Here is an 18,965-nt window from a genome sequence, read left to right as displayed (position 1 = left end):
AAGATTCGGGTCCGGCATTCGTACCACTCCGGATCCGGTGGGTGAGGCCCTTACCTCCGAGTAGCTTGCGGGGAACCGCCGAAAGAGTGACAGCGGCTGCGCCCCCCATGCGGACGCGCCGCGCCACCACCGCTACGTCCGCGGAGCGGCTGCCCAGCCGGGGAGCGGGAAGGCGAAGCGCTCGAGAGGACGGGCGTGCGGCGTGCGGGGCTAGCGGATCCTGAGGGTGATGGTGGAGCCCTTCGGGGCCTTGTCGCCGGCGGAGGGGGACTGGGACTTCACGGTGTCGCGGAAGATGCCGAGGAGGCCGCGGTCCTCGTCGACCTCGAAGCCGGCCGCCTCCAGCGTCGCCGTCGCCTCGTCGACGGACCGGCCGGTGACGTCGGGGACCTCGATCATCTCGGGGCCCTTGGAGAGGGCGAGGGTGATCGTGTCGCCCTCGCCCGCCCGCTCCCCGGGGCGGGGGGACTGCTGCGCGACCTGGCCGCGCTCGTGCTGGGAGTGGACCTCCTGCGGGTCGATGCGGACCTTCAGGCCCGCGGCCCGGAGTTCCGCCCGCGCCTCGTCGAGTTCGGTGCCCGTGACGTCGGGGACGTCGACCGGCGCGCCCTTGCTGACGACCAGGGCGACGGCCGTGCCGGCCCGCCGCTCGGTGCCCGCCGCCGGGTCGGTGCCGATCACCGAGCCCTGCGGAACGCTCTCGCTGAACGCGCGCGTGACCATGCCCGGCTTGAGGCCCTGGTCCTCCAGTGCCTTGCGGGCCTGGTCCAGGGGGCGTCCCTCGACCGAGGGGATCTTCACCACCTTGGGTCCCGAGGAGATGACCAGGGACACCGCGTCCCCGCCGCGCACCCGCTCCCCGACACCGGGGTCGGTGGAGATCACCGTGCCGCGCTCCACCGTGTCGCTGAAGCGGCGGGAGACGTCGCCGACCTCCAGACCGGCGTCCGACAGCCGGTCCCGGGCCTGGGACTCGGTCTTGGCGAGCAGCGGGGGGACCTCGGTGAACTGGCCGGAGTTGATGTACCAGATGCCGCCGCCCAGACCGAGGACCAGGAGCACGCCCATGACCAGGGCGAGAGGGCCCCGGCGGGCGAGCCCGCGCCGCGGGGAACGGGAGGGCGGCAGGCCCTCGGAGCCGAGCCGCGCGGTGTGCTCCGTCGCGGGGACGGAAACGACCGTGGTGGGCTCGTCGTCGCCGACCGGCAGCGTACGGATCATCGGCCCGGAGAGCACCGAGGTGCGGTCCTCCGAGCGGTCGTGCTCCCCGGCGCGGGCCAGCGGCGGCACCGCGTCCAGCGCGGCGTCGGACAGCGCCGCACGGGCCGTGCGGACCCGGGCCAGCAGCTCCGCCGCCGTGGACGGACGGTCTGCGGCGGCGCGCGCGGAGGCCACGGCGACCAGCTCGTCCAGCGGACCCGCCAGCCCCGGCACGGAGGCCGAGGGCGGCGGGACGTCCTCGTTGAGGTGCCGGTAGAGGACCTGGGCGGGGGAGTCCCCGCGGTGCGGCTTCTCGCCGGTCAGCATCTCGTACAGGACGACACCGCAGGCGTAGACGTCGACGCGGGGGTCGGCGATGCCGCGCTCGATCTGCTCGGGGGCGAGGTAGGAGACCGTGCCCAGGACCGAGCCGGTGGAGTCGGTGACCGTGTCGACCGCCCTGACCAGGCCGAAGTCGGCGACCTTCACCCGGCCGTCGTCCCCTATGAGGACGTTCTCCGGCTTCATGTCGCGGTGCACGAACCCCGCCCGGTGGGCGGCGCCGAGGGCGGCCAGGACCGGCTCCAGGATGTCCAGGGCGGCCCGCGGCTGCAGCGCCCCGCGCTCGCGCAGGACGTCGCGCAGCGTGCAGCCGGCGACGTACTCCATGGCCAGGTAGACGTACCCCTCGTCGGCGCCCTGGTCGAAGACCTGCACCACGTTGGGGTGCGCCAGCCGCGCCACCGACCTGGCCTCGCGGATGAACCGCTCGACGAAGGCGGCGTCCTGCGCCAGCGACGGGTGCATCACCTTGAGCGCGAGCACGCGGTCGAGGCGGGTGTCCAGCGCGCGGTAGACGGTCGCCATGCCGCCGACCGCGATCCGCGCGTCGACCCGGTAGCGGCCGTCGAGCAGGCGGCCGAGGAGCGGGTCCTGAAGGGTCGTGTCCACGGGGCGAGTCTACGAGGGGTGGGGAGCGGCCGGAGTCGCCCGCCGGAAGCGGGCGCCCCGGCCGCGCGCCCGGCGCGCCCCTCAGAACGCCGGGCGCTCCGGATCGAGCTCGGCCAGGCCCTCCGTGGGGGACGAGGCGTGGGCGAAACGGCGCTGCGGAATGCGCCCGGCCAGACGGGCGAGACGTCCGGCCTCGACGCCGTGCCGCATCGCCAGCGCCATCCGCTCCGGGTCCCGCGCCCTCGTCACCGCCGAGGCGAGCATCACACCCGCGCAGCCCAGCTCCATGGCGAAGCTCACGTCGGAGGCGGTGCCCGCGCCCGCGTCCAGGATCACCGGCACGCCCACGGACTCCACCATCAGCTCGAAGTTGTGCGGGTTGCGGATGCCCATGCCGGAGCCGATCGGGGAGCCCAGCGGCATCACCGCCGCGCACCCCACGTCCTCGAGGCGTCGGGCCAGCACCGGGTCGTCGTTGGTGTACGGCAGGACCGTGAAACCGTCGTCGACCAGGGTCTCGGCGGCGTCGAGGAGTTCCACCGCGTCCGGGAGGAGGGTGCGCTCGTCGGCCACCACCTCCAGCTTCACCAGCGAGGTGCCGAGCGCCTCACGGGCCAGCCGGGCGGTCAGCACCGCCTCGCCCGCGGTGAAGCAGCCGGCCGTGTTGGGCAGCAGGTGGATGCCCAGCCGCTCCAGGACGGAGAGGACCGAGCCGTGGCTCCTCGGGTCCACGCGCCGCATGGCCACCGTGGTCAGCTCGGTGCCGGAGGCCACCAGGGCGCGTTCCAGCACGTCCAGGCCGGTCGCGCCGCCGGTGCCCATGATCAGGCGGGAGGTCAGCTTCAGGTCGCCCAGGACCAGCACGTCGTCGTCCTGGCCGCCCTGCGCGCGGTGTGCGTTCGGTTCCACGTCAGCCTCCCTGGACGGCGGTGAGGATCTCGACCCGGTCGCCGTCGGCGAGCGGGGTGCCCGCCCACCGGTCGCGGGGGACCACGGTCTCGTTGACCGCCGCCGCCACGCCCGAGCGGGCCGGCGTCAGCAGGGCCACGACGGCGTCCAGCGCGGTTCCGGCGGCCAGCTCGCGGGGGGCGCCGTTGACCCGGACGGTGATGGGCGCGCTCATGCCACGACCTCCCGGCCGGCGGTCGTCGCCTGGCGGACGGCTGCCTGACCGGCGGCTGCCTCGCTGCCGACCACTGCCTCGCCGGCGGTCGCCCGGCCGCCGACCGCCTTGCCGAGAGCCGTCTCGCCGCCTGCCGTCCCGGCGAGGGCTGTCCCGGCGCCTGCCGCCCCGCCGCGAGCCTCGGCGCCGCGGGCCTTGACGGCGAAACGGTCCGCCGCGAAGGCGCGGGCCCGTGCGGGCAGCGCCCCGGTGGCCAGGGTCTCGGCCATCAGATCGCCGGTGACGGGGGTGAGCAGCACGCCGTTGCGGTAGTGGCCGGTGGCCAGCAGCAGGCCGTCCAGCGAGGTCGGGCCGAGCAGCGGGGCGTTGTCCGGCGTGCCCGGCCGGAGCCCCGCCAGGGTCTCGGTCAGCGGCAGTTCGGTGATGCCGGGCAGCAGCTCACGGGCGTCCCGCAGCAGCGTGTACACGCCGCCCGCGGTCACCGTGGTGTCGAAGCCCAGCTCCTCGCTGGTCGCCCCCACCACCAGCTCCCCGTTCTCCCGCGGCACCAGATAGACGGAGCTGCCGCGCACCACGGCCCGCACCGTGCGGGACAGGAACGGCGCGTACACCGGCGGCACGGCCAGCCGCACCACCTGCCCCTTCACCGGCCGGACCGGGGGCCGCACCTCCTCGGGCACCCCGTCCAGTTCCGCGCTGCGGCTCCCGCCGGCCAGCACCACGCGCCCGGCGGGCAGCACGGCGCCGTCCTCCGTCGCCACCCCGGTCACCCGGCCGCCGGTCACCTCGAGCCGGACGGCGCGCCGCCGGTGGACCACCACCCCGGCCCGCTCGCAGGCCCGCAGCAGCGCCGCGGCCAGCAGGCGCGGGTCGGCCTGGTGGTCACCGTCCACCCGCAGCCCGCCCCGCACCCCCGGTGCCAGCATCGGCTCCAGGCGGCGGCACTCCCGGCCGGTCAGCCACTCCGAGCTCAGCCCGTGCGACCGGTGCAGCTCGGCGAGTTCACGCAGCTCCGCGCGGTCGTCGGCGTCCAGGGCGACGGCGAGGGTGCCGCACGACCGGTAGCCGACGTCCATGCCGGACGCCTCCGCCAGCTCGGCGGCGAACGCCGGCCAGCGACGCGCGGACTCCAGGTTGAGGGCGAGCAACTCCTGCTCCCCGTGGTGGTGTTCGGTGACCGCGGCCAGCATCCCGGCGGCCACCCGAGCCGCACCGCCGCCCGGATCCGGATCCACCACGGCGACCGCCGCGCCACCGCGCGCGGCCCGCCAGGCGGTCACCAGGCCGATGATCCCGCCGCCCACCACCAGTACGTCGGACGTCATGGCGTCCCGCTCCTCCCTTCGCCGGAATGACCCGGATCAGGTTCGTACGGTCGGAGGCCGCCAGCCTCCCTCTCAGCCCGGTGCGTCCGGGCTCCCGCGAGTGCCTTACCGTCGCCACCCTAACCCCTGCTCCACGACGCTGAAAGGGAGTCACCCCGTGACCCGCTCCACCTCCCTCGACGGCCTGCTGATGGCCCCCGTCTCCGACCAGGCGCCCGGACAGGTCGGATCCGCGACCCGCTTCCGCTACCACGAGCGCGACGGCGAGGTGTGGGCCACCTATCAGGGTGGCGACATCACCCGCGGGTACCTGGTCGGCACCCGGGAGGACGACCGGGTGGACTTCCGCTACGTGCAGCTGACCCGTGACGGCGCGACCGCCTCCGGGCACTGCGTCTCGCGGGTCGTCGAGCTCCCCGACGGGCGGATCCGGCTCGAGGAGACCTGGGAGTGGGAGTCCCGGCCGGGCAGCGGGACCAGTGTCGTGGAGGAGATCCGTCCGTGACTCCGGCGCTCCGGTGTCCGTGGCGCTCGGGATGTCTATGGTGAGGGAGTGAGCGAGGGCGTGAACGAGCAGACGCGGGGACGGGCCGGACGGCGCGTGGTGATCGCCGGGGCCGGCATGGCCGGGGTCCGGACGGCGGTGGCGCTGCGTGAGCGGGGCTTCGACGGCACCGTGACGATGATCGGCGCGGAGCCCCACCCGCCGTACGACCGTCCGCCGCTGTCCAAGGCGGTGCTGCTGGGCCAGGCCGACGCCGACCGCGCGGCCGCCTTCGACGTCGACTTCGCGGGCCTCGGCATCGACCTGCGGCTCGACTGCGCGGTCACCGGGGTGCGCACCGCCGACAAGGAGATCGACACCGCCCGGGGGCCCGTCGGCTACGACGTGCTGGTGGCCGCCACCGGCGCCCACCCGGTCCGGCTGCCCGGCACCGAGGACTCCGCGGGCGTGCACGTGCTGCACGACCTCGACGACGCCCGGCGGCTGCGGCCCGTGCTGGAGCGCAAGGAGTCCGTGGTGGTGGCCGGCGCCGGCTGGATCGGCGCCGAGTTCACCACCGCCGCCCGGGACGCCGACTGCCCGGTGACCGTGGTGGAGGCCGCCGGACGGCCGCTCTCCGGAGCGCTCCCGGAAGAGGTCGCCCGGCCCATGGGCGCCTGGTACGCCGAGAGCGGCGCCACCCTGCTCACCGGGGCCCGGGTCGACCGCGTCGAGCCCGGCGCGGTCCTGCTGGCCGACGGCACGCGGCTCGAGGCGGACGCGGTGGTCGTCGGCATCGGCGCGCGGCCCTCCACGCGGTGGCTGGCCGGCGCCGTGGACCTCGGACCGCACGGCGAGGTGCTGGCCGACGAGCGGCTGCGGGCCTCCGCCCCGGACGTGTACGCGGTCGGCGACTGCGCCTCCTTCCCCTCCGCCCGGTACGGCGAGCGGCTCCTCGTCCACCACTGGGACAACGCGCTCCAGGGCGCCGGGACGGTCGCCGCGGGCATCCTCGGCGAGACCGCGGCGGCCCCCTACGACCCGGTGCCGTACTTCTGGTCGGAGCAGTTCGGGCGCTTCGTGCAGTACGCCGGACACCACGCCGGCGCCGACACGCTGCTGTGGCGCGGCGAGCCCGCCGACCCGGCGTGGAGCGTGTGCTGGCTGCGCGAGGGCCGCCTGGTCGCCCTGCTGGCCGTGGGCCGCCCCCGCGACCTGGCCCAGGGCCGCCGGCTGATCGCGTCCGGGGCGCTCGTCGACCCGGACCTGATCCGTGACCCGGCCCGCCCGCTGAAGGCGTCCGCCGCCCGCTGAGACGCCCGGAAGGACCACAGCGCGGGGGGCCCGACTTCCCCCTCCCGGTCCTGGATGGCACGCTTGGTCCTGTGACCGAGATTGACGCCAAGACCGATGCTCTCGTTCCCGAGTGGCTCACCCTCCCCGACATCGCCGAGAAGCTCGACGTGGAGGTGACGCGCGTGCGGCAGCTGGTGAAGGAAGGCCAGCTGATCGCCGTGCGCCGGGGTGAGAACCGCGCGCTGCACGTCCCCGCCGCCTTCATCGACGGGGACAAGGTGGTCAAGGGCCTCACCGGCCTGCTGACGCTGCTGCGGGACGACGGCTTCACCGACGAAGAGATGCTGGAGTGGCTCTTCACCCCTGACGAGTCCCTGCCGGGCACGCCCGCGCAGGCCCTCAGCGAGAACCGAGGCACGGAGGTGAAGCGCCGGGCCCAGGCGCTCGCCGTCTGACCCGACGCACCACCACCGGCGGCCGCCCCCACGAGCGGGGCGGCCGTCCCATGCCGCCACCGCGCGCCTGCCGCCACCACGCGCTTGTCACCACCGCGCGCCTGCCGCCATCACGCGCTTGCCGCCACCACGTGCCGCGCCCGGCCCCTGTTTCCGCTTCCGCTTCCGCCGGGTGCCTGCCGCTCGGCGTCCGGCGTCCGGCGTCCGGCGCCGGACGCCGAGCGTCCGGACCGCTGCCCGATCGCCTCGCCCTTCACGCCCGACGCTTCCACGATTCCGGGGGGAACCGCACCATGCCCGAGCCCCAAGCCGCCGCCGCGACTGCCGCCACCACCACCGCCTCCGACGCCCGCGCCCGGCTCGCCGACGCCCGGCTCTACCTGTGCACCGACGCCCGCCGCGACCGCGGTGACCTGGCCGCCTTCCTGGACGCCGTGCTGGGCGCGGGCGTGGACATCGTCCAGCTCCGCGACAAGGGCCTGGAGGCCGCCGAGGAGCTGGAGCACCTGCGGACCGTGGCCGAGGCCTGCGCCCGCCACGGCAAGCTGCTCGCCGTCAACGACCGGGCCGACGTGGCGCACGCGGCCGGGGCGGACGTGCTCCACCTGGGCCAGGGCGACCTCCCGGTGCCCGCCGCCCGGGCGGTCCTCGGGCCGGACGTGCTGATCGGCCGTTCCACCCACTCGGTGGCGCAGGCCGAGGCCGCCGCCGCCCAGGAGGGCGTGGACTACTTCTGCGTGGGCCCCTGCTGGCCCACGCCCACCAAGCCGGGCCGCCCCGCCGCCGGGCTCGACGTGGTCCGCCACGTCGCCGCACTGGAGGTGGAGCGCCCCTGGTTCGCCATCGGCGGCGTCGACCTCGGCAACCTGGACGAGGTGCTGGAGGCCGGCGCCCGCCGCGTGGTGGTGGTCCGGGCGATCACCGAGGCCGACGACCCGGCGGCCGCCGCCAAGGCGTTCTCCGAGCGGCTGCGCGAGCGCTGAGCCGTGGCCCTGGGGTCCGCGCGGGGCCGAGGCGGCGGTCCGGGGAGGCCCGGCTGCCGCTCCCGCGCAGGTCGCGGCCGCGGTTCGCGCAGGTCACGCCTCAGACGCGGCTGTCCGGGGATCGGACAGTCTTTTGGACCGGGGCCGCGACCTGGCTACTCTGCGAACCATGGCCATAGGAACCGCATCCACCCGCACGGACCGCGCGCGCACCGTGCGCGACATGCTCGCCGCGGGGCGGCAGACCGTCTCGTTCGAGTTCTCCGCGCCCAAGACGGAGAAGGGCGAGCGGAACCTGTGGAACGCGCTCCGGCGGGTCGAGGCGGTGACCCCGGACTTCGTCTCGGTGACCTACGGCGCCGGCGGCTCGACGCGCGCGGGCACGGTCAAGGAGACCGAGCAGATCGTCTCCGACACCACGCTGACCCCGGTCGCCCACCTGACGGCCGTGGACCACTCCGTGTCCGAACTGCGCAACATCATCGGGCAGTACGCCGACGCCGGCATCCGCAACATGCTGGCCCTGCGCGGCGATCCGCCCGGCGACCCGATGGGGGAGTGGGTCGCGCACCCCCAGGGCCTCAACTACGCCGCCGAACTCGTGGAACTCATCAAGGAGTCGGGAGATTTCTGTGTGGGTGTGGCGGCCTTCCCGGAGCTGCATCCGCGTTCCCCGGATTGGGACTCGGAGGTCCGGCACTTCACCGACAAGTGCCGTGCCGGGGCGGACTACGCCATCACCCAGATGTTCTTCCAACCCGAGTCCTACCTGCGGTTCCGTGACAGGGCGGCGGCCGCCGGGTGCGAGACGCCGATCATCCCCGAGGTCCTGCCCATCACCAGTGTCCGGATGCTGGAGCGGCTGCCCACTCTGAGCAACGCCGTGATTCCCGCCGGGCTGAAAGAGCGGATCCTCACAGCCAAAGACGATCCGGCCGCTGTACGCTCCCTGGGAATCGACTTCGCCACGGAGTTCTGTGCGCGGCTGCTGTCCGAGGGTGTGCCCGGGCTGCACTTCATCACGCTCAACAACTCCACGGCCACACTGGAGATCTACGAGAACCTGGGCCTGCACCACCCAGTGCAGGGGTGGACCGGGAGCGTCTGAGTCCGTCAGACTGCCCCGGTCCCAGGGAGAGGGGCGTTACATGGGCTGGACGGTCCTCTACATCGCGTTCGGCATCGTCGCGCTGTGGCTGCTGGGCGAGGTGCTGCTGCAGTACAAGGCGAAACTGCGGTGGCGTGTCCTCGCGTTCGTCGGCTTCCTCGGCGTGGTGATCGGCGTGCTCTTCGCCTCGGTCGCCGTCATCGGCCTGGGCGCGGTGGCGTTCGCGGTGGGGCAGACCTTCGTCACGCTGTCGTTCCGCAGCGGCTTCTCGCAGGGCTGGGCCCTGCCCGCCGCCCGCCGCCGGGCCGGGGCGGACGACGACTGGGAGGAGTACGAGGGCGACGACCGCGGCGAGCGCAAGGAGCGCGGTGAGCGCGCGGAGCGCCGTGAGGGCGACGACCGCGACGAGCGCGACGGTCGTCGTGACGACGAACAGGCCGCGGTCGCCCAGGACGAGTACCAGGGCGCGGCGGAGGCCGCCGCGGCGTACCAGCCGCAGCCGATGCCGGACGACACCGGCTCCTACGGCGTCTACGACAACTCCGGCTACGACACCGGCGGATACCCCGCCGCCACGCCCGCCGGAGCGGACGGCCAGCAGGGCTACGGCTCCTACGACACCTACGCCGGCACCGGCTACGACCAGCAGCACTACCAGGCCTACGCGGACCCCTACGCGACGCAGGGCGACCAGACCGGCCAGTACGGCTACGACGGCACGTACGGCGGCCAGCAGCAGGGCTACGGGCAGCAGGCCGGGTACGACGCCTCCGGCTACGGCGGCTACGGCGACACCACGCCGCCCGGCGGCGTCTGGGTCCCGCAGCAGCGCGGGGCGGACGACCCGTACGGGACGGAACAGCAGCAGCAACCGCCGCAGCCGCAGCAGCAGCCGTACCCGTACGGGTACGACGAGCAGTACCGGTACTGAGACGGCGCCGCGGCCCGGTCCCCCTCGCGGGGGCCGGGCCTCGCTCGTTCGCCGGTGCGGGCGGCCGGGTGCCCCGCGAAGCCTTCAGGTGCCGCCTTCAGGTGCCGCTCATTGAGAGCCGCGGAAGTCCGGGCCCTCCACGACGAGGCCGGCCACCAGCGCGCCGGACATGCCCGCGTGCGGGAGGCCGCCGCCGGGGTGGGACCAGCCGCCCACCCGGTGCAGACCCGGCAGACGCGTGGCGTTGCCCGGGTGCAGCAGCGCCGCCCCGCCGCCGGCCAGCGCGGGGGCCGGCACGCCCTCGGTGCCGGTCTCGCGCCGGGTGTCCGCGGGGGTGCGGACCTCGTGCCACAGCAGCCGCTCCCGCAGCCCCGGAACGGCGGCCTCCGCCGCCGTCAGCATCAGTTCCGCCAACGGCTCCGACCACTGCTCGGCCGACCGGTCCCCCAACCGGTCCCCCGGCCGATCCTCCGGCCGCTCGGCCTCCGCGGGCCCGAGGCCGGCCGGCACCGTCGCGGTCAGCACCGCGGACTCGTGGTTCCCGTCCGGCCGCAGCGCCGGGTCGTCGGGGCGCAGGACGGTGACCGTCGGAGTGCCGCCGCCCCGCCGTCCGGCCGGGGCCCTGCCGAACAGGGCCTCCACCTCGGCGTCCCGGTCGGGCGAGTGGACCACGGTGCGGTGCACCGCGTCCGCGTCCCGCCCGCCCCGCAGCGCCAGCAGCACCGTGAGCCGGCCCGGCACGGGCCCGTCGGCCGGACGCGGCGGGACCTCGCCCTCCGACGGAGCCTCGTGCGGGCAGGCCACGAGGCCCGGGCGCACGCCCAGCACCACCTGGTCCGCCTCCTCGACCGTGCCGTCCGCGAGCTCCACGCCCGCCGCCCGGCCGTCCTTCTCCACCACGCGCACCACCTCCGTGCCGAAGCGGAACTCCACCCGCCGGGCCACGCAGCGCTCGTGCACCGCGCGGGCCAGCTCCCGCAGGCCGCCGCGGACGTACCAGACGCCGAAGGCGTGCTCCATGTACGGCAGCACCGCCGCGCTCGCCGGAGCCGTGCGCGGGTCCAGCCCGTAGGCCAGGGCATGGCTCTCCAGCAGCCGCGCCAGCCGGGCGTCGCCCAGCTCCCACGCGCCCACCTGGGCCAGGGTGGCGGCCTGCCGGGTCCGCAGCAGGCGCCGGTGCGGGACGGCCGGATACGGCTCACGCCCGGCCAGCACGTCCCAGTTCGGCCACAGCGGCTCCTCCAGCAGCGGGCGGCGGGTACGGTCCCACGCCTCGCGGCCGCGCACCAGGAAGTCGCCCCAGCGCTGCCCCGCGCCCCGGCCCAGACTCTCCTCCAGCGCGGCGACCACACCGGCCCGGGAGGCGTTGGGCAGGTCCACCCGCGTGCCGTCGGGGAAGACGTGGCGGGCCGAGGGGTCCGTCTGGACCAGTTCGACGCACTCCTCCAGCGGCTCCTTGCCGGTCTTGACGAAGAGGTCGCGGTACACGGCCGGCAGGGGGAGGAGGCCCGGGCCGGTGTCGAAGGCGAAACCGTCCCGCTCACGGCGGCGCAGCGCGCCTCCGTAGGTGTCCGTCCGCTCGTACACCGTCACGCGGTGGCCGGCCACGGCCAGACGCGCGGCGGCCGCCATGGCGCCCATTCCGGCGCCGATCACTGCAACCCGTCCCATGGAGCGTGAGTCTATGACCGCCCGGACCCGCACCTTCCGACGGGCACGGGACGGTACGGGACGGCACGGAACGGTGCGGGTCGGGAGGGCACGCACGGGCGCTGTCCCACGGGCGGGAAGGACGGCCCGGCGGCGGCTCGCCGAGGTGCCGCGCGAGCGGCGGATTCCTTTCGGGCATGCCAAGAGGGGCGCCCGGCTGTGCGGGCGCCCCTCGGAAGCTGATGGCTACCGGTCCTGCTGATCGTCCCGGCGGCGCTGCCAGCGCTGCTCGATGCGATCCATCACGGACCTCTTGCGCGCCGTCGCGGCGGCTCCGGGAACGCCCGGGGCGTCGGCGGCCGGCTGCTCGCCCGGCTTGGGGCCCTTGCGCCAGCCGGTCACGGCCAGCACGGCGCAGCCCAGCATCACCAGGAAGCCCACCACGCCGATCCAGATCTGCTGGGCGACCATTCCGGTCATGAGGAGCGCGATACCTACGAGGAAGCCCGCGACCGCCTGGTAAACCCGTCGCCGGGTGTACGTGCGCAGCCCGCTTCCCTCGAGCGCTGTCGCGAACTTGGGATCTTCGGCGTACAGCGCTCGCTCCATCTGCTCGAGCATGCGCTGCTCGTGCTCCGAGAGCGGCACGGGAGTCCTCCTCATCGTGCAGTCGCCGGGGCGACCGGGGGTCCCCTCCAGGATAGGCAGGGAATCGCCCCCGTGAAACCCGCCCCTCTACGCCATTTGGCAACCGGTTCCGGTCATGGTCGGCCGGACCCCGTGGAACGTTCATTCCCCGCGGGCCCGCCCGTCATGCCCGGCGGTCTGCCACCGATCATACGGGGCTTTCGGCCGGTCGGCAGGGCTCACGGTCCATCCCGTCCGACGCCGCGCCGCAGATCACGGCGGGGCGACGGTGGACGCCGGGGCCGCGCACCGCAGGGCGGGCACCGGACGTCAGGATCCGGACGCCTCGGCGAGCACGTGGAGCTGGGTGGCGACCGAGTGGAAGGCCTCCAGCGAGGCCACCGCCGCCTCCAGGCGCAGCAGGGCCTCCCGGGCGCCGGGCTCGGTGTCCACCAGGACCCCGGGCACCAGGTCCGAGAAGACCCGCACGCCGTGCACCGCGCCGACCCGCAGGCCGCTCTCCTCGACCAGCGAGGTCAGCCGGTCGACGGTGAAGCGGTGCGGGACCGGGTCGCCGTCGCCCCAGCGTCCGTCCGGGTCCTGCAGGGCCCGCTTGGCCTCCTCGAAGTGGCCGGCGAGGGTCCGGGAGAGCACCGCGCCGCCCAGGCCCGCCGCCAGCAGGCTGAGCAGACCACCGGGGCGCAGGGCGGCCGCGGTGTTGCGCAGGCCCTCCGCGGGGTCCTCCACGTACTCCAGCACGCCGTGGCAGAGCACCGCGTCGTAGGCGGCGCGGTCCACCACGTCGAACAGGCCGTGGACGTCTCCCTGGACTCCCCTCACCCGGTCGGCCACACCCGCCTCGGCGGCACGGCGCTCCAGGGCGAAGAGTGCGTCGGGGCTGGGGTCGACGACCGTGACCCGGTGTCCCAGCGCGGCGACGGGCACGGCGAAGTTGCCGCTGCCGCCGCCGGTGTCGAGGACGTCCAGGGGGCGGCCGTCGCCGGTCTTGGCGTGGCGGTCCAGGGCGTCCTTCAGGACCTCCCAGACCACGGCGGTACGGAGAGAAGCGCGGGGGCGCATCGGGTCCGACACGGCGGTGACTCCTCGGCGGGGCGATCGGTGGCCGCCCGGCCCCGGGAGCGGGGCGGGCCGGCGAATGCCCCCACCCTAATGGGCGTCCCCGCCGGTCAGCCCGGTCGCCCGCTCCACGAGGCGGAGGAAGACGGCCACGTCGCGTATCAGGTCGTCCGCCTCCCGCGCGGAGACCGCGTGCGGGAGATCGGCCTCGGCGCGGGCCCGGCGGTCGGCGCCGGCCGCGAAGAACGCCGCCCACTCCCTCAGCTCGGGAGCCGCCTGGGCCAGCACCTCCCAGGCGCTGCGTATCGGCGTCCGGCGGCGACGGCGCGGCTCGGGCAGTGGGTCGGCGCGGACCGCGAGGACGGCGGCGGCCCCGCGGAGCGCCGCGAGGTGGGCCGCGGCGTAGCGCTCGTTGGGCGTGGTCAGGAGCAGGGCGCGGTCCAGGCCCGTCCGGGCGCGGGCGAGCAGGTCGAGGCCGGCGGGCGGTGCGGACGCCCGGCGGACCACCGGATGGGTCATGACGAACCTCCTGTCGTCGTACGACAGTATCTGTCCTGTCTGGTCCTATCCTGCGCCGCGGCACTGACAATCGGGCTGACCTGCGGTTTTGCCCCTGGGGGCGGTGCAGGCTAGTTTTTGCACTGACCAGTCAGTGCAAAGAGCTGAGGTGCATGCGTGTGAGCCGGCAGGGGGACGGGCCGCCGCCCGCCACGGGCGTCGCCGCCCGGGGGTTCGGGGTGAAGGGGCCTCGGGGCTGGGCCTTCCGCGGAGTGGCCTTCGAGGCGGAGCCGGGATCCCTGGTGGCCGTCACCGGCCCCTCCGGGTCCGGGCGGACGGCGCTGCTGCTGGCCCTCACCGGGCGGATGCGGCCCACCGAGGGCACGGCGGAGGTGGCGGGACGCGTGCTGCCGAAGCGGATGGCGGAGGTCCGCCGGGTGACCGGCGTGGCCAACGTGCCGGGTGTCACGGACCTCGACCCGGCGCTGACGGTCGCGGAGCACCTGCGCGAGCGGGTCCTGGTCGGCCGCCGGTACGGGGGTACGGCGGCCGACCTGCTCCGCGGGCTGCTGCGTCCGCCGCGGGTGCGGGCCGCGGCGGACGCGGCGCGGGTGCGGGCCGCGCTGGAGGATGTCGGGCTCGGCCTGGCCGACCTGCCGAAGGGCGGCCGCACGGCGGTGCGGGACCTCTCCCGGGAGCAGGAGCTGCGGCTGTCGGTGGCCCTCGCCCTGCTGGGGCGGCCCGACCGCCCCGCCGTGGTGGCCGTGGACGACGCCGACCTGGGCCTCACGGCCTCCGAGCGGGCGGCGGCGACGGCGATGTTCTCCGCCCTGACCGCACGGGGCGTCACCGTCCTCGCCGCCTGCCGCGAGGTCCTGCCGGAGGCGGACGTGGTCGTCCGCACCGACGTGCGGGAGACCGCCTCGGCCGAGGACGGCGCGGCGGGGGGCGGCCCGGCGGGCGAGGGCGAGTGCCCGAAGCCGGGAGGCCAGGCCGGGCCGACGGAGCGGAACGAGCGGGCCGGGCAGGCTGAGCAGGCGGGCCAGGCCGGGCGGGCCGAGCAGGTCGCGCGGACCAAGAAGGCCAGGCGGACCGAGCGGGCCGGGCAGGGCGAGCGGGTCGAGACCGAGCGGGCCGAGCAGGCCCGGAAGGCCGAGCAGGCCAGGCAGAGCGAACAGGCCAGGCGGACCGAGCGGGCCGGGCAGAGCGAGCGGGGGGCCGAGGCCGAGCGGGCCGGGCAGGCTGAGCAGGCGGGCCAGGCCGGGCGGAGCGAACAGGCCGAGCAGGCCGGGCGGGGCGAGGAGACCGGGCGGGGCGGCAGGGCCGCGGCGGGTGCGGACGGGGGAGCCCGGTCGGGGCGGCCGGCCGGCCGGGCGGAGCGGGACACGGACACCGAGCGAGCCCGTGAGGGCCGGAGTGGGGAGGAGGAGGCGGATGCGCACGCCACGACTGGCCGCGCTTGAGCTGCGGCGGTTCGGCCGGGGCCGGCTGACCCGGGCCGCACTGGTCTCCATGGTGCTGCTGCCGTTGCTGTACGGCGCGCTGTACCTGTGGTCCTTCTGGGACCCCTACGGGAACCTGGACCGGGTCCCCGTCGCCCTGGTCAACCAGGACCGCGGCGCCACCGCCGAGGGGGAGCGGCTGACGGCGGGCGACGACATCGCCGAAGGGCTGCACGACAGCGGCGTGTTCGACTGGCACGAGGTGAGCCCCGAGAAGGCCCGCGAGGGAGTGCGGAGCGGCGCCTACTACCTGTCGCTCACCGTCCCCGCCGACTTCAGCGAGCGCATCGCCTCCGGCGCCACCGACGACCCGCGGGCCGGCGCCCTGGAAGTGCGGACCGACGACGCCAACAACTACATCGTCGGCCAGATCTCCCGCACCGTCTTCGCGGAGGTCCGCACCGCCGCCGCCGACAAGGCGACCCGCACCTTCCTGGACCGGATCTTCGTCTCGTTCTCCGACATCCACGAGGCCACCGAGAAGGCCGCCACCGGCGCCGACGACCTGGCCGGCGGCATCGAGAAGGCGAAGAAGGGCTCCGAGGACCTGGCCGGCGGCCTCGGCGAGGCGCGGACCGGCAGCGAGGACCTGTCCAAGGGCCTGCGCCGCCTCCACTCCGGCGCCGGCGACCTCGCCACCGGCTCCCGCCAGGTCGCCGACGGCACCGAGAAGCTGGCCGGCACGGTCAACGGCGTCGCGGACACCGTCCGCCCGTTCCTCGAGAAGAACGAGCGGACCATCGCCGACACCGCCCGGCTGGTCGCCGACTCGGCCGCCGCCGTCCGCGCCAACCTCGACACCCTCGCGACGACCGCCCCCGAGGCGGCCCGCGCCTCCGCCGCGGCCGCACAGACCCTGGACGGCATCCACCGCACCCGCTGCGAGGACTCCCCGCTGCCCGACCCGGCCTGCCCCGACCTGAAGAAGGCCAAGGACGCCGCCGCCGACGTGGCCGCGGTCGCCGCCGACGTCGACCGGCTGATCGCCGACCAGAACGGCGACCTCTCCGGGCTCGACAAGAACCTCGCCGACCTGGAGAAGCAGGCCGACGCCCTCGCCGACCGCGCCCCGCACCTCACCGAGGACCTGGACGACGCCGTCGAGAAGGTCAACGCGCTGAACGAGGGCGCGAAGAAGGTCGCCGCCGGGGCGAAGGACCTCCGCTCCGGCCTCGGCAACGCCCGTTCCGGGGCCGAGGACCTCGACCAGGGCGTGGGCGCCCTCGAAACCGGCGCCGAGAACCTCGACGGCGGCATCTACCGACTGGTCGACGGCTCCGGCGAACTCGCCGGCGGCCTCCACCAGGGCGCCGAGAAGATCCCCGACCTCGACGAGGCCGACCGCGACCGGCGCACCGAGGTGATGGCCGACCCCGTCCGGCTGGCCAACTCCCAGCTCCACCAGGCCGCCAACTACGGCACCGCCTTCGCGCCGTACTTCATCCCGCTCGCCCTGTGGGTCGGCGCGATGGTCGCCTACATGCTGATCCAGCCCCTCAACCGCCGGGCGCTGGCGGCCGGTGCGCCGGGGTGGCGGATCGCCGTGGCCGGCTGGCTGCCGGTGGCCGCGCTCGGCGTGCTCCAGGTGACCGCGCTGATGTCGGTCCTGCACTGGGGAATCGGGCTCCACATGACCCGGGCCGCCGCCACCGTGGGCTTCCTGCTGCTGGTGACCCTCTGCTTCACGGCGATCGTGCAGTGGCTCAACGCCCGCTTCGGCGCGGCCGGCCGGATCCTGGTGCTCGCCCTGCTGATGCTCCAGCTGACCTCGGCGGGCGGCACCTACCCGGTGGAGACCAGCCCCGGCTTCTTCTCCGCGATCCACCCGTACCTGCCGATGAGTCACGTGGTGACGGCGCTGCGCCGCCTGATCACCGGCGGCGACACCGCCCCCGTGCTCGTGGCCTGCGCCGTGCTCCTCGCCTACACCGCGGGCGCCCTCGCGCTGACCACGGTGGCGGCCCGGCGCAAGCAGGTGTGGGACTTCGGCCGGCTGCGTCCGGAGCTGAGTCTGTGACAATCGTCGGCATGAACAGCAGCACCGGCCGCCGCGCCGCCACCAAGCAGAAGCTCTACGAGGCGGCCGTGACCCTCATCGCCGAGCAGGGCTTCTCCGCCACCACGGTGGACGAGATCGCCGAGCGGGCCGGGGTCGCCAAGGGCACCGTCTACTACAACTTCGCCAGCAAGTCCGTGCTCTTCGAGGAACTGCTCCGCCACGGCGTCGGGCTCCTCACCGCCTCACTGCGCGCGGCCGCCGAGGAGACCACGGCGAGCGGCGGCAGCCGGGTCGACGCCCTGGACGCGATGATCCGGGCCGGCCTGGTCTTCATCCACCGCTACCCGGCCTTCACCCAGCTCTACGTCGCCGAGCTGTGGCGGACCAACCGGGCCTGGCAGGAGACGCTGATGGTGGTCCGGCAGGAGGCCGTCGCGGTGGTCGAGGCGGTGCTGCGGGAGGGCGTCGAGGCGGGGGAGTTCAGCGACGAGATCGACGTCTCGCTGACGGCGGCCGCGCTGGTGGGCATGGTCCTGGTCGCGGCGCTGGACTGGCTGGCGTTCCAGCCGGAGCGGTCGCTGGACGACGTGCACGGCGCGCTCTCGCTGCTGCTGCAGGGGCGGGTGGCCGGCTGCCGCTGAGCGGCGCCGCACGCCGACGGGCGGCCGCGACCGCGCCGGGCGGCCGGAGCCCGCGCGCGGGTGGGGCAGCGCGGGTGGGGCACGCGCACCGGTTCCGCCGCCCCGTGCCGGCGGTACCGGTGGCGCGGTGCCCCTCTCCCCCGCGGCAGTACTCTGCCGGTCCGCCCGGACCGGGCCCATCCGCTCGGATACTCAACCCGCCGTCTGAGTACGGCTACTCAGACGGCGGGCCCGGGGCGCGTCTACCATCACGGACGTGTCCGTACTTCCCCTGGTGTTCACCAGTGGCTGGGCCAGCGGGATCAACGCCTACGCCGTCGTCCTCCTGCTCGGCCTCTTCGGCGCGGCCGGACTGACCGACGAGGTGCCGCAGGCGCTGCAGCGCACCGACGTCCTGGTCGCGGCCGGGGTGCTCTTCCTCTGCGAGGCGGTGGCCGACAAGATCCCGTACCTGGACTCGGCGTGGGACGCCGTGCACACCGTGGTGCGGCCGGTCTCCGGGGCGGTGGTGGGCGCGCTGCTCGCCGGGCAGAGCGGGTCGCTCCCCGACCTGGCGGCCGGAGCGCTCGGCGGTTCCACCGCGCTCGTCAGCCATCTGGTCAAGGCCGGGACGCGGATGGCGGTCAACAGCTCGCCCGAGCCGTTCAGCAACGTCCTGGTGAGCGTCGCCGAGGACCTCGGCGTGGCCGCCGTGGTGACGTTGGCGATCTTCCACCCGCTCGCCGCGGCCGTCGTGGCCGCCGCGTCGCTGCTCGCCGGCCTGGTGGCGCTGCTGTTCCTCGCCTCCCGCATCCGCCGCTTCCTCCGGCGCCGGGCCGTCCGCCGCGAGGAACGCCACCGCGCCCACCTCTGACCCCGCACGCCGCCGACCGTCGCAGGGGCCCCGCAGCCGTGAGGCGGCCGTACCGCGGAGCCCCACCGTCCCCGGCAGCCTGCCGTGGTCGCTCTCCGGCCGAGCCGTACCGCCGCAGGAGGACGCCCGGCTCATCCGCCGGCAGTCACGCGCCCCACCCGGGCAGGGGGGTGGCCTGGACGCCCGAGCCCCCGGCCCGGATGCCGAACTCCCGCGTCGCGCGGGCGCGCACGACGCGGGGCCGCACGACGCGGGCGCGCAC

General features: G+C 75.3%; 17 protein-coding genes, 1 pseudogene and 1 riboswitch. Of the genes and pseudogenes, 10 read left to right on the top strand and 8 right to left on the bottom strand.

What is annotated here, in order from left to right; genetic code table 11:
- Positions 1-210: 210 nt before the first annotated feature.
- The 4 genes from pknB to thiO form a co-directional block, all read right to left on the bottom strand.
- On the bottom strand, positions 211-2,151 hold the full coding sequence (pknB, locus tag ABZ836_RS03005; RefSeq protein WP_361138701.1) for a Stk1 family PASTA domain-containing Ser/Thr kinase: 1,941 nt from the start codon (positions 2,149-2,151) through the stop codon (positions 211-213).
- A gap of 81 nt (positions 2,152-2,232) precedes the next feature.
- Positions 2,233-3,015, bottom strand: coding sequence for a thiazole synthase (locus ABZ836_RS03000; protein ID WP_356131113.1), 783 nt, complete (start codon positions 3,013-3,015; stop codon positions 2,233-2,235).
- Positions 3,016-3,061: 46 nt separating this feature from the next.
- Positions 3,062-3,274, bottom strand: a complete 213-nt coding sequence (gene thiS / locus ABZ836_RS02995) for a sulfur carrier protein ThiS (protein WP_361138698.1) — start codon at positions 3,272-3,274, stop codon at positions 3,062-3,064.
- Positions 3,271-4,599, bottom strand: a complete 1,329-nt coding sequence (gene thiO / locus ABZ836_RS02990; protein ID WP_361138695.1) for a glycine oxidase ThiO — start codon at positions 4,597-4,599, stop codon at positions 3,271-3,273. Before thiO ends, thiS begins: the two co-directional genes overlap by 4 nt.
- A riboswitch (TPP riboswitch) is annotated at positions 4,595-4,707 on the bottom strand. It overlaps the preceding gene by 5 nt.
- Before the next feature lie 82 nt (positions 4,708-4,789).
- Between thiO and ABZ836_RS02985 the strand changes: the two genes are divergently transcribed.
- The 6 genes from ABZ836_RS02985 (at position 4,790) to ABZ836_RS02960 (ending at position 9,856) form a co-directional block, all read left to right on the top strand.
- Positions 4,790-5,104, top strand: coding sequence for a hypothetical protein (locus ABZ836_RS02985; RefSeq protein WP_361139326.1), 315 nt, complete (start codon positions 4,790-4,792; stop codon positions 5,102-5,104).
- Positions 5,105-5,164: 60 nt separating this feature from the next.
- Positions 5,165-6,397: an FAD-dependent oxidoreductase gene (locus ABZ836_RS02980; protein WP_361139323.1), complete on the top strand. Its 1,233-nt coding sequence runs from the start codon at positions 5,165-5,167 to the stop codon at positions 6,395-6,397.
- Positions 6,398-6,468: 71 nt separating this feature from the next.
- Positions 6,469-6,834: an Rv2175c family DNA-binding protein gene (locus ABZ836_RS02975; protein WP_356130789.1), complete on the top strand. Its 366-nt coding sequence runs from the start codon at positions 6,469-6,471 to the stop codon at positions 6,832-6,834.
- 293 nt (positions 6,835-7,127) lie between these two features.
- Positions 7,128-7,817 (top strand): thiamine phosphate synthase, encoded by a 690-nt coding sequence (gene thiE / locus ABZ836_RS02970; RefSeq protein WP_356130791.1) that lies wholly within the window; start codon positions 7,128-7,130, stop codon positions 7,815-7,817.
- Between the two features lie 169 nt (positions 7,818-7,986).
- The gene (gene metF, locus ABZ836_RS02965) at positions 7,987-8,925 is read left to right on the top strand and encodes a methylenetetrahydrofolate reductase [NAD(P)H] (protein ID WP_361138691.1); all 939 of its coding nucleotides are present in this window, start codon (positions 7,987-7,989) and stop codon (positions 8,923-8,925) included.
- 40 nt (positions 8,926-8,965) lie between these two features.
- Positions 8,966-9,856: a hypothetical protein gene (locus tag ABZ836_RS02960; protein ID WP_361138688.1), complete on the top strand. Its 891-nt coding sequence runs from the start codon at positions 8,966-8,968 to the stop codon at positions 9,854-9,856.
- 108 nt (positions 9,857-9,964) lie between these two features.
- On the opposite strand, the gene ABZ836_RS02955 is transcribed toward ABZ836_RS02960, so the two are convergent.
- The 4 genes and pseudogenes from ABZ836_RS02955 to ABZ836_RS02940 form a co-directional block, all read right to left on the bottom strand.
- Complete coding sequence (locus ABZ836_RS02955; protein WP_361138685.1) at positions 9,965-11,527, bottom strand: NAD(P)/FAD-dependent oxidoreductase; 1,563 nt, start codon at positions 11,525-11,527, stop codon at positions 9,965-9,967.
- Positions 11,528-11,752: 225 nt separating this feature from the next.
- Positions 11,753-12,154, bottom strand: coding sequence for a DUF3040 domain-containing protein (locus ABZ836_RS02950; protein ID WP_356131116.1), 402 nt, complete (start codon positions 12,152-12,154; stop codon positions 11,753-11,755).
- Between the two features lie 309 nt (positions 12,155-12,463).
- Positions 12,464-13,225 (bottom strand): methyltransferase, encoded by a 762-nt coding sequence (locus tag ABZ836_RS02945; RefSeq protein WP_356130797.1) that lies wholly within the window; start codon positions 13,223-13,225, stop codon positions 12,464-12,466.
- Between the two features lie 75 nt (positions 13,226-13,300).
- Positions 13,301-13,800 (bottom strand): annotated as a pseudogene (locus tag ABZ836_RS02940) (SAV_6107 family HEPN domain-containing protein).
- Positions 13,801-13,887: 87 nt separating this feature from the next.
- Here ABZ836_RS02940 and ABZ836_RS02935 point away from each other — a divergent pair.
- From ABZ836_RS02935 to ABZ836_RS02920, 4 genes are all read left to right on the top strand, one after another.
- Positions 13,888-15,171 carry an ATP-binding cassette domain-containing protein gene (locus ABZ836_RS02935; protein ID WP_361138681.1) on the top strand — a complete coding sequence of 428 codons (1,284 nt, stop codon included), beginning with the start codon at positions 13,888-13,890 and terminating at the stop codon, positions 15,169-15,171.
- The gene (locus tag ABZ836_RS02930) at positions 15,143-17,227 is read left to right on the top strand and encodes a YhgE/Pip domain-containing protein (protein ID WP_361138677.1); all 2,085 of its coding nucleotides are present in this window, start codon (positions 15,143-15,145) and stop codon (positions 17,225-17,227) included. The genes ABZ836_RS02935 and ABZ836_RS02930 overlap by 29 nt, the downstream gene beginning before the upstream one ends.
- Before the next feature lie 11 nt (positions 17,228-17,238).
- On the top strand, positions 17,239-17,850 hold the full coding sequence (locus tag ABZ836_RS02925; protein WP_356130803.1) for a TetR/AcrR family transcriptional regulator: 612 nt from the start codon (positions 17,239-17,241) through the stop codon (positions 17,848-17,850).
- 256 nt (positions 17,851-18,106) lie between these two features.
- Complete coding sequence (locus ABZ836_RS02920; protein WP_356130805.1) at positions 18,107-18,703, top strand: DUF4126 domain-containing protein; 597 nt, start codon at positions 18,107-18,109, stop codon at positions 18,701-18,703.
- Positions 18,704-18,965 lie beyond the last annotated feature (262 nt).

Source organism: Streptomyces sp. NPDC047130 (genome assembly GCF_040643475.1).
Taxonomy (GTDB): Bacteria; Actinomycetota; Actinomycetes; order Streptomycetales; family Streptomycetaceae; genus Streptomyces.
Note: the sequence above shows the minus strand (reverse complement) of the source record. Positions and strands in the feature narration are given on the sequence as shown.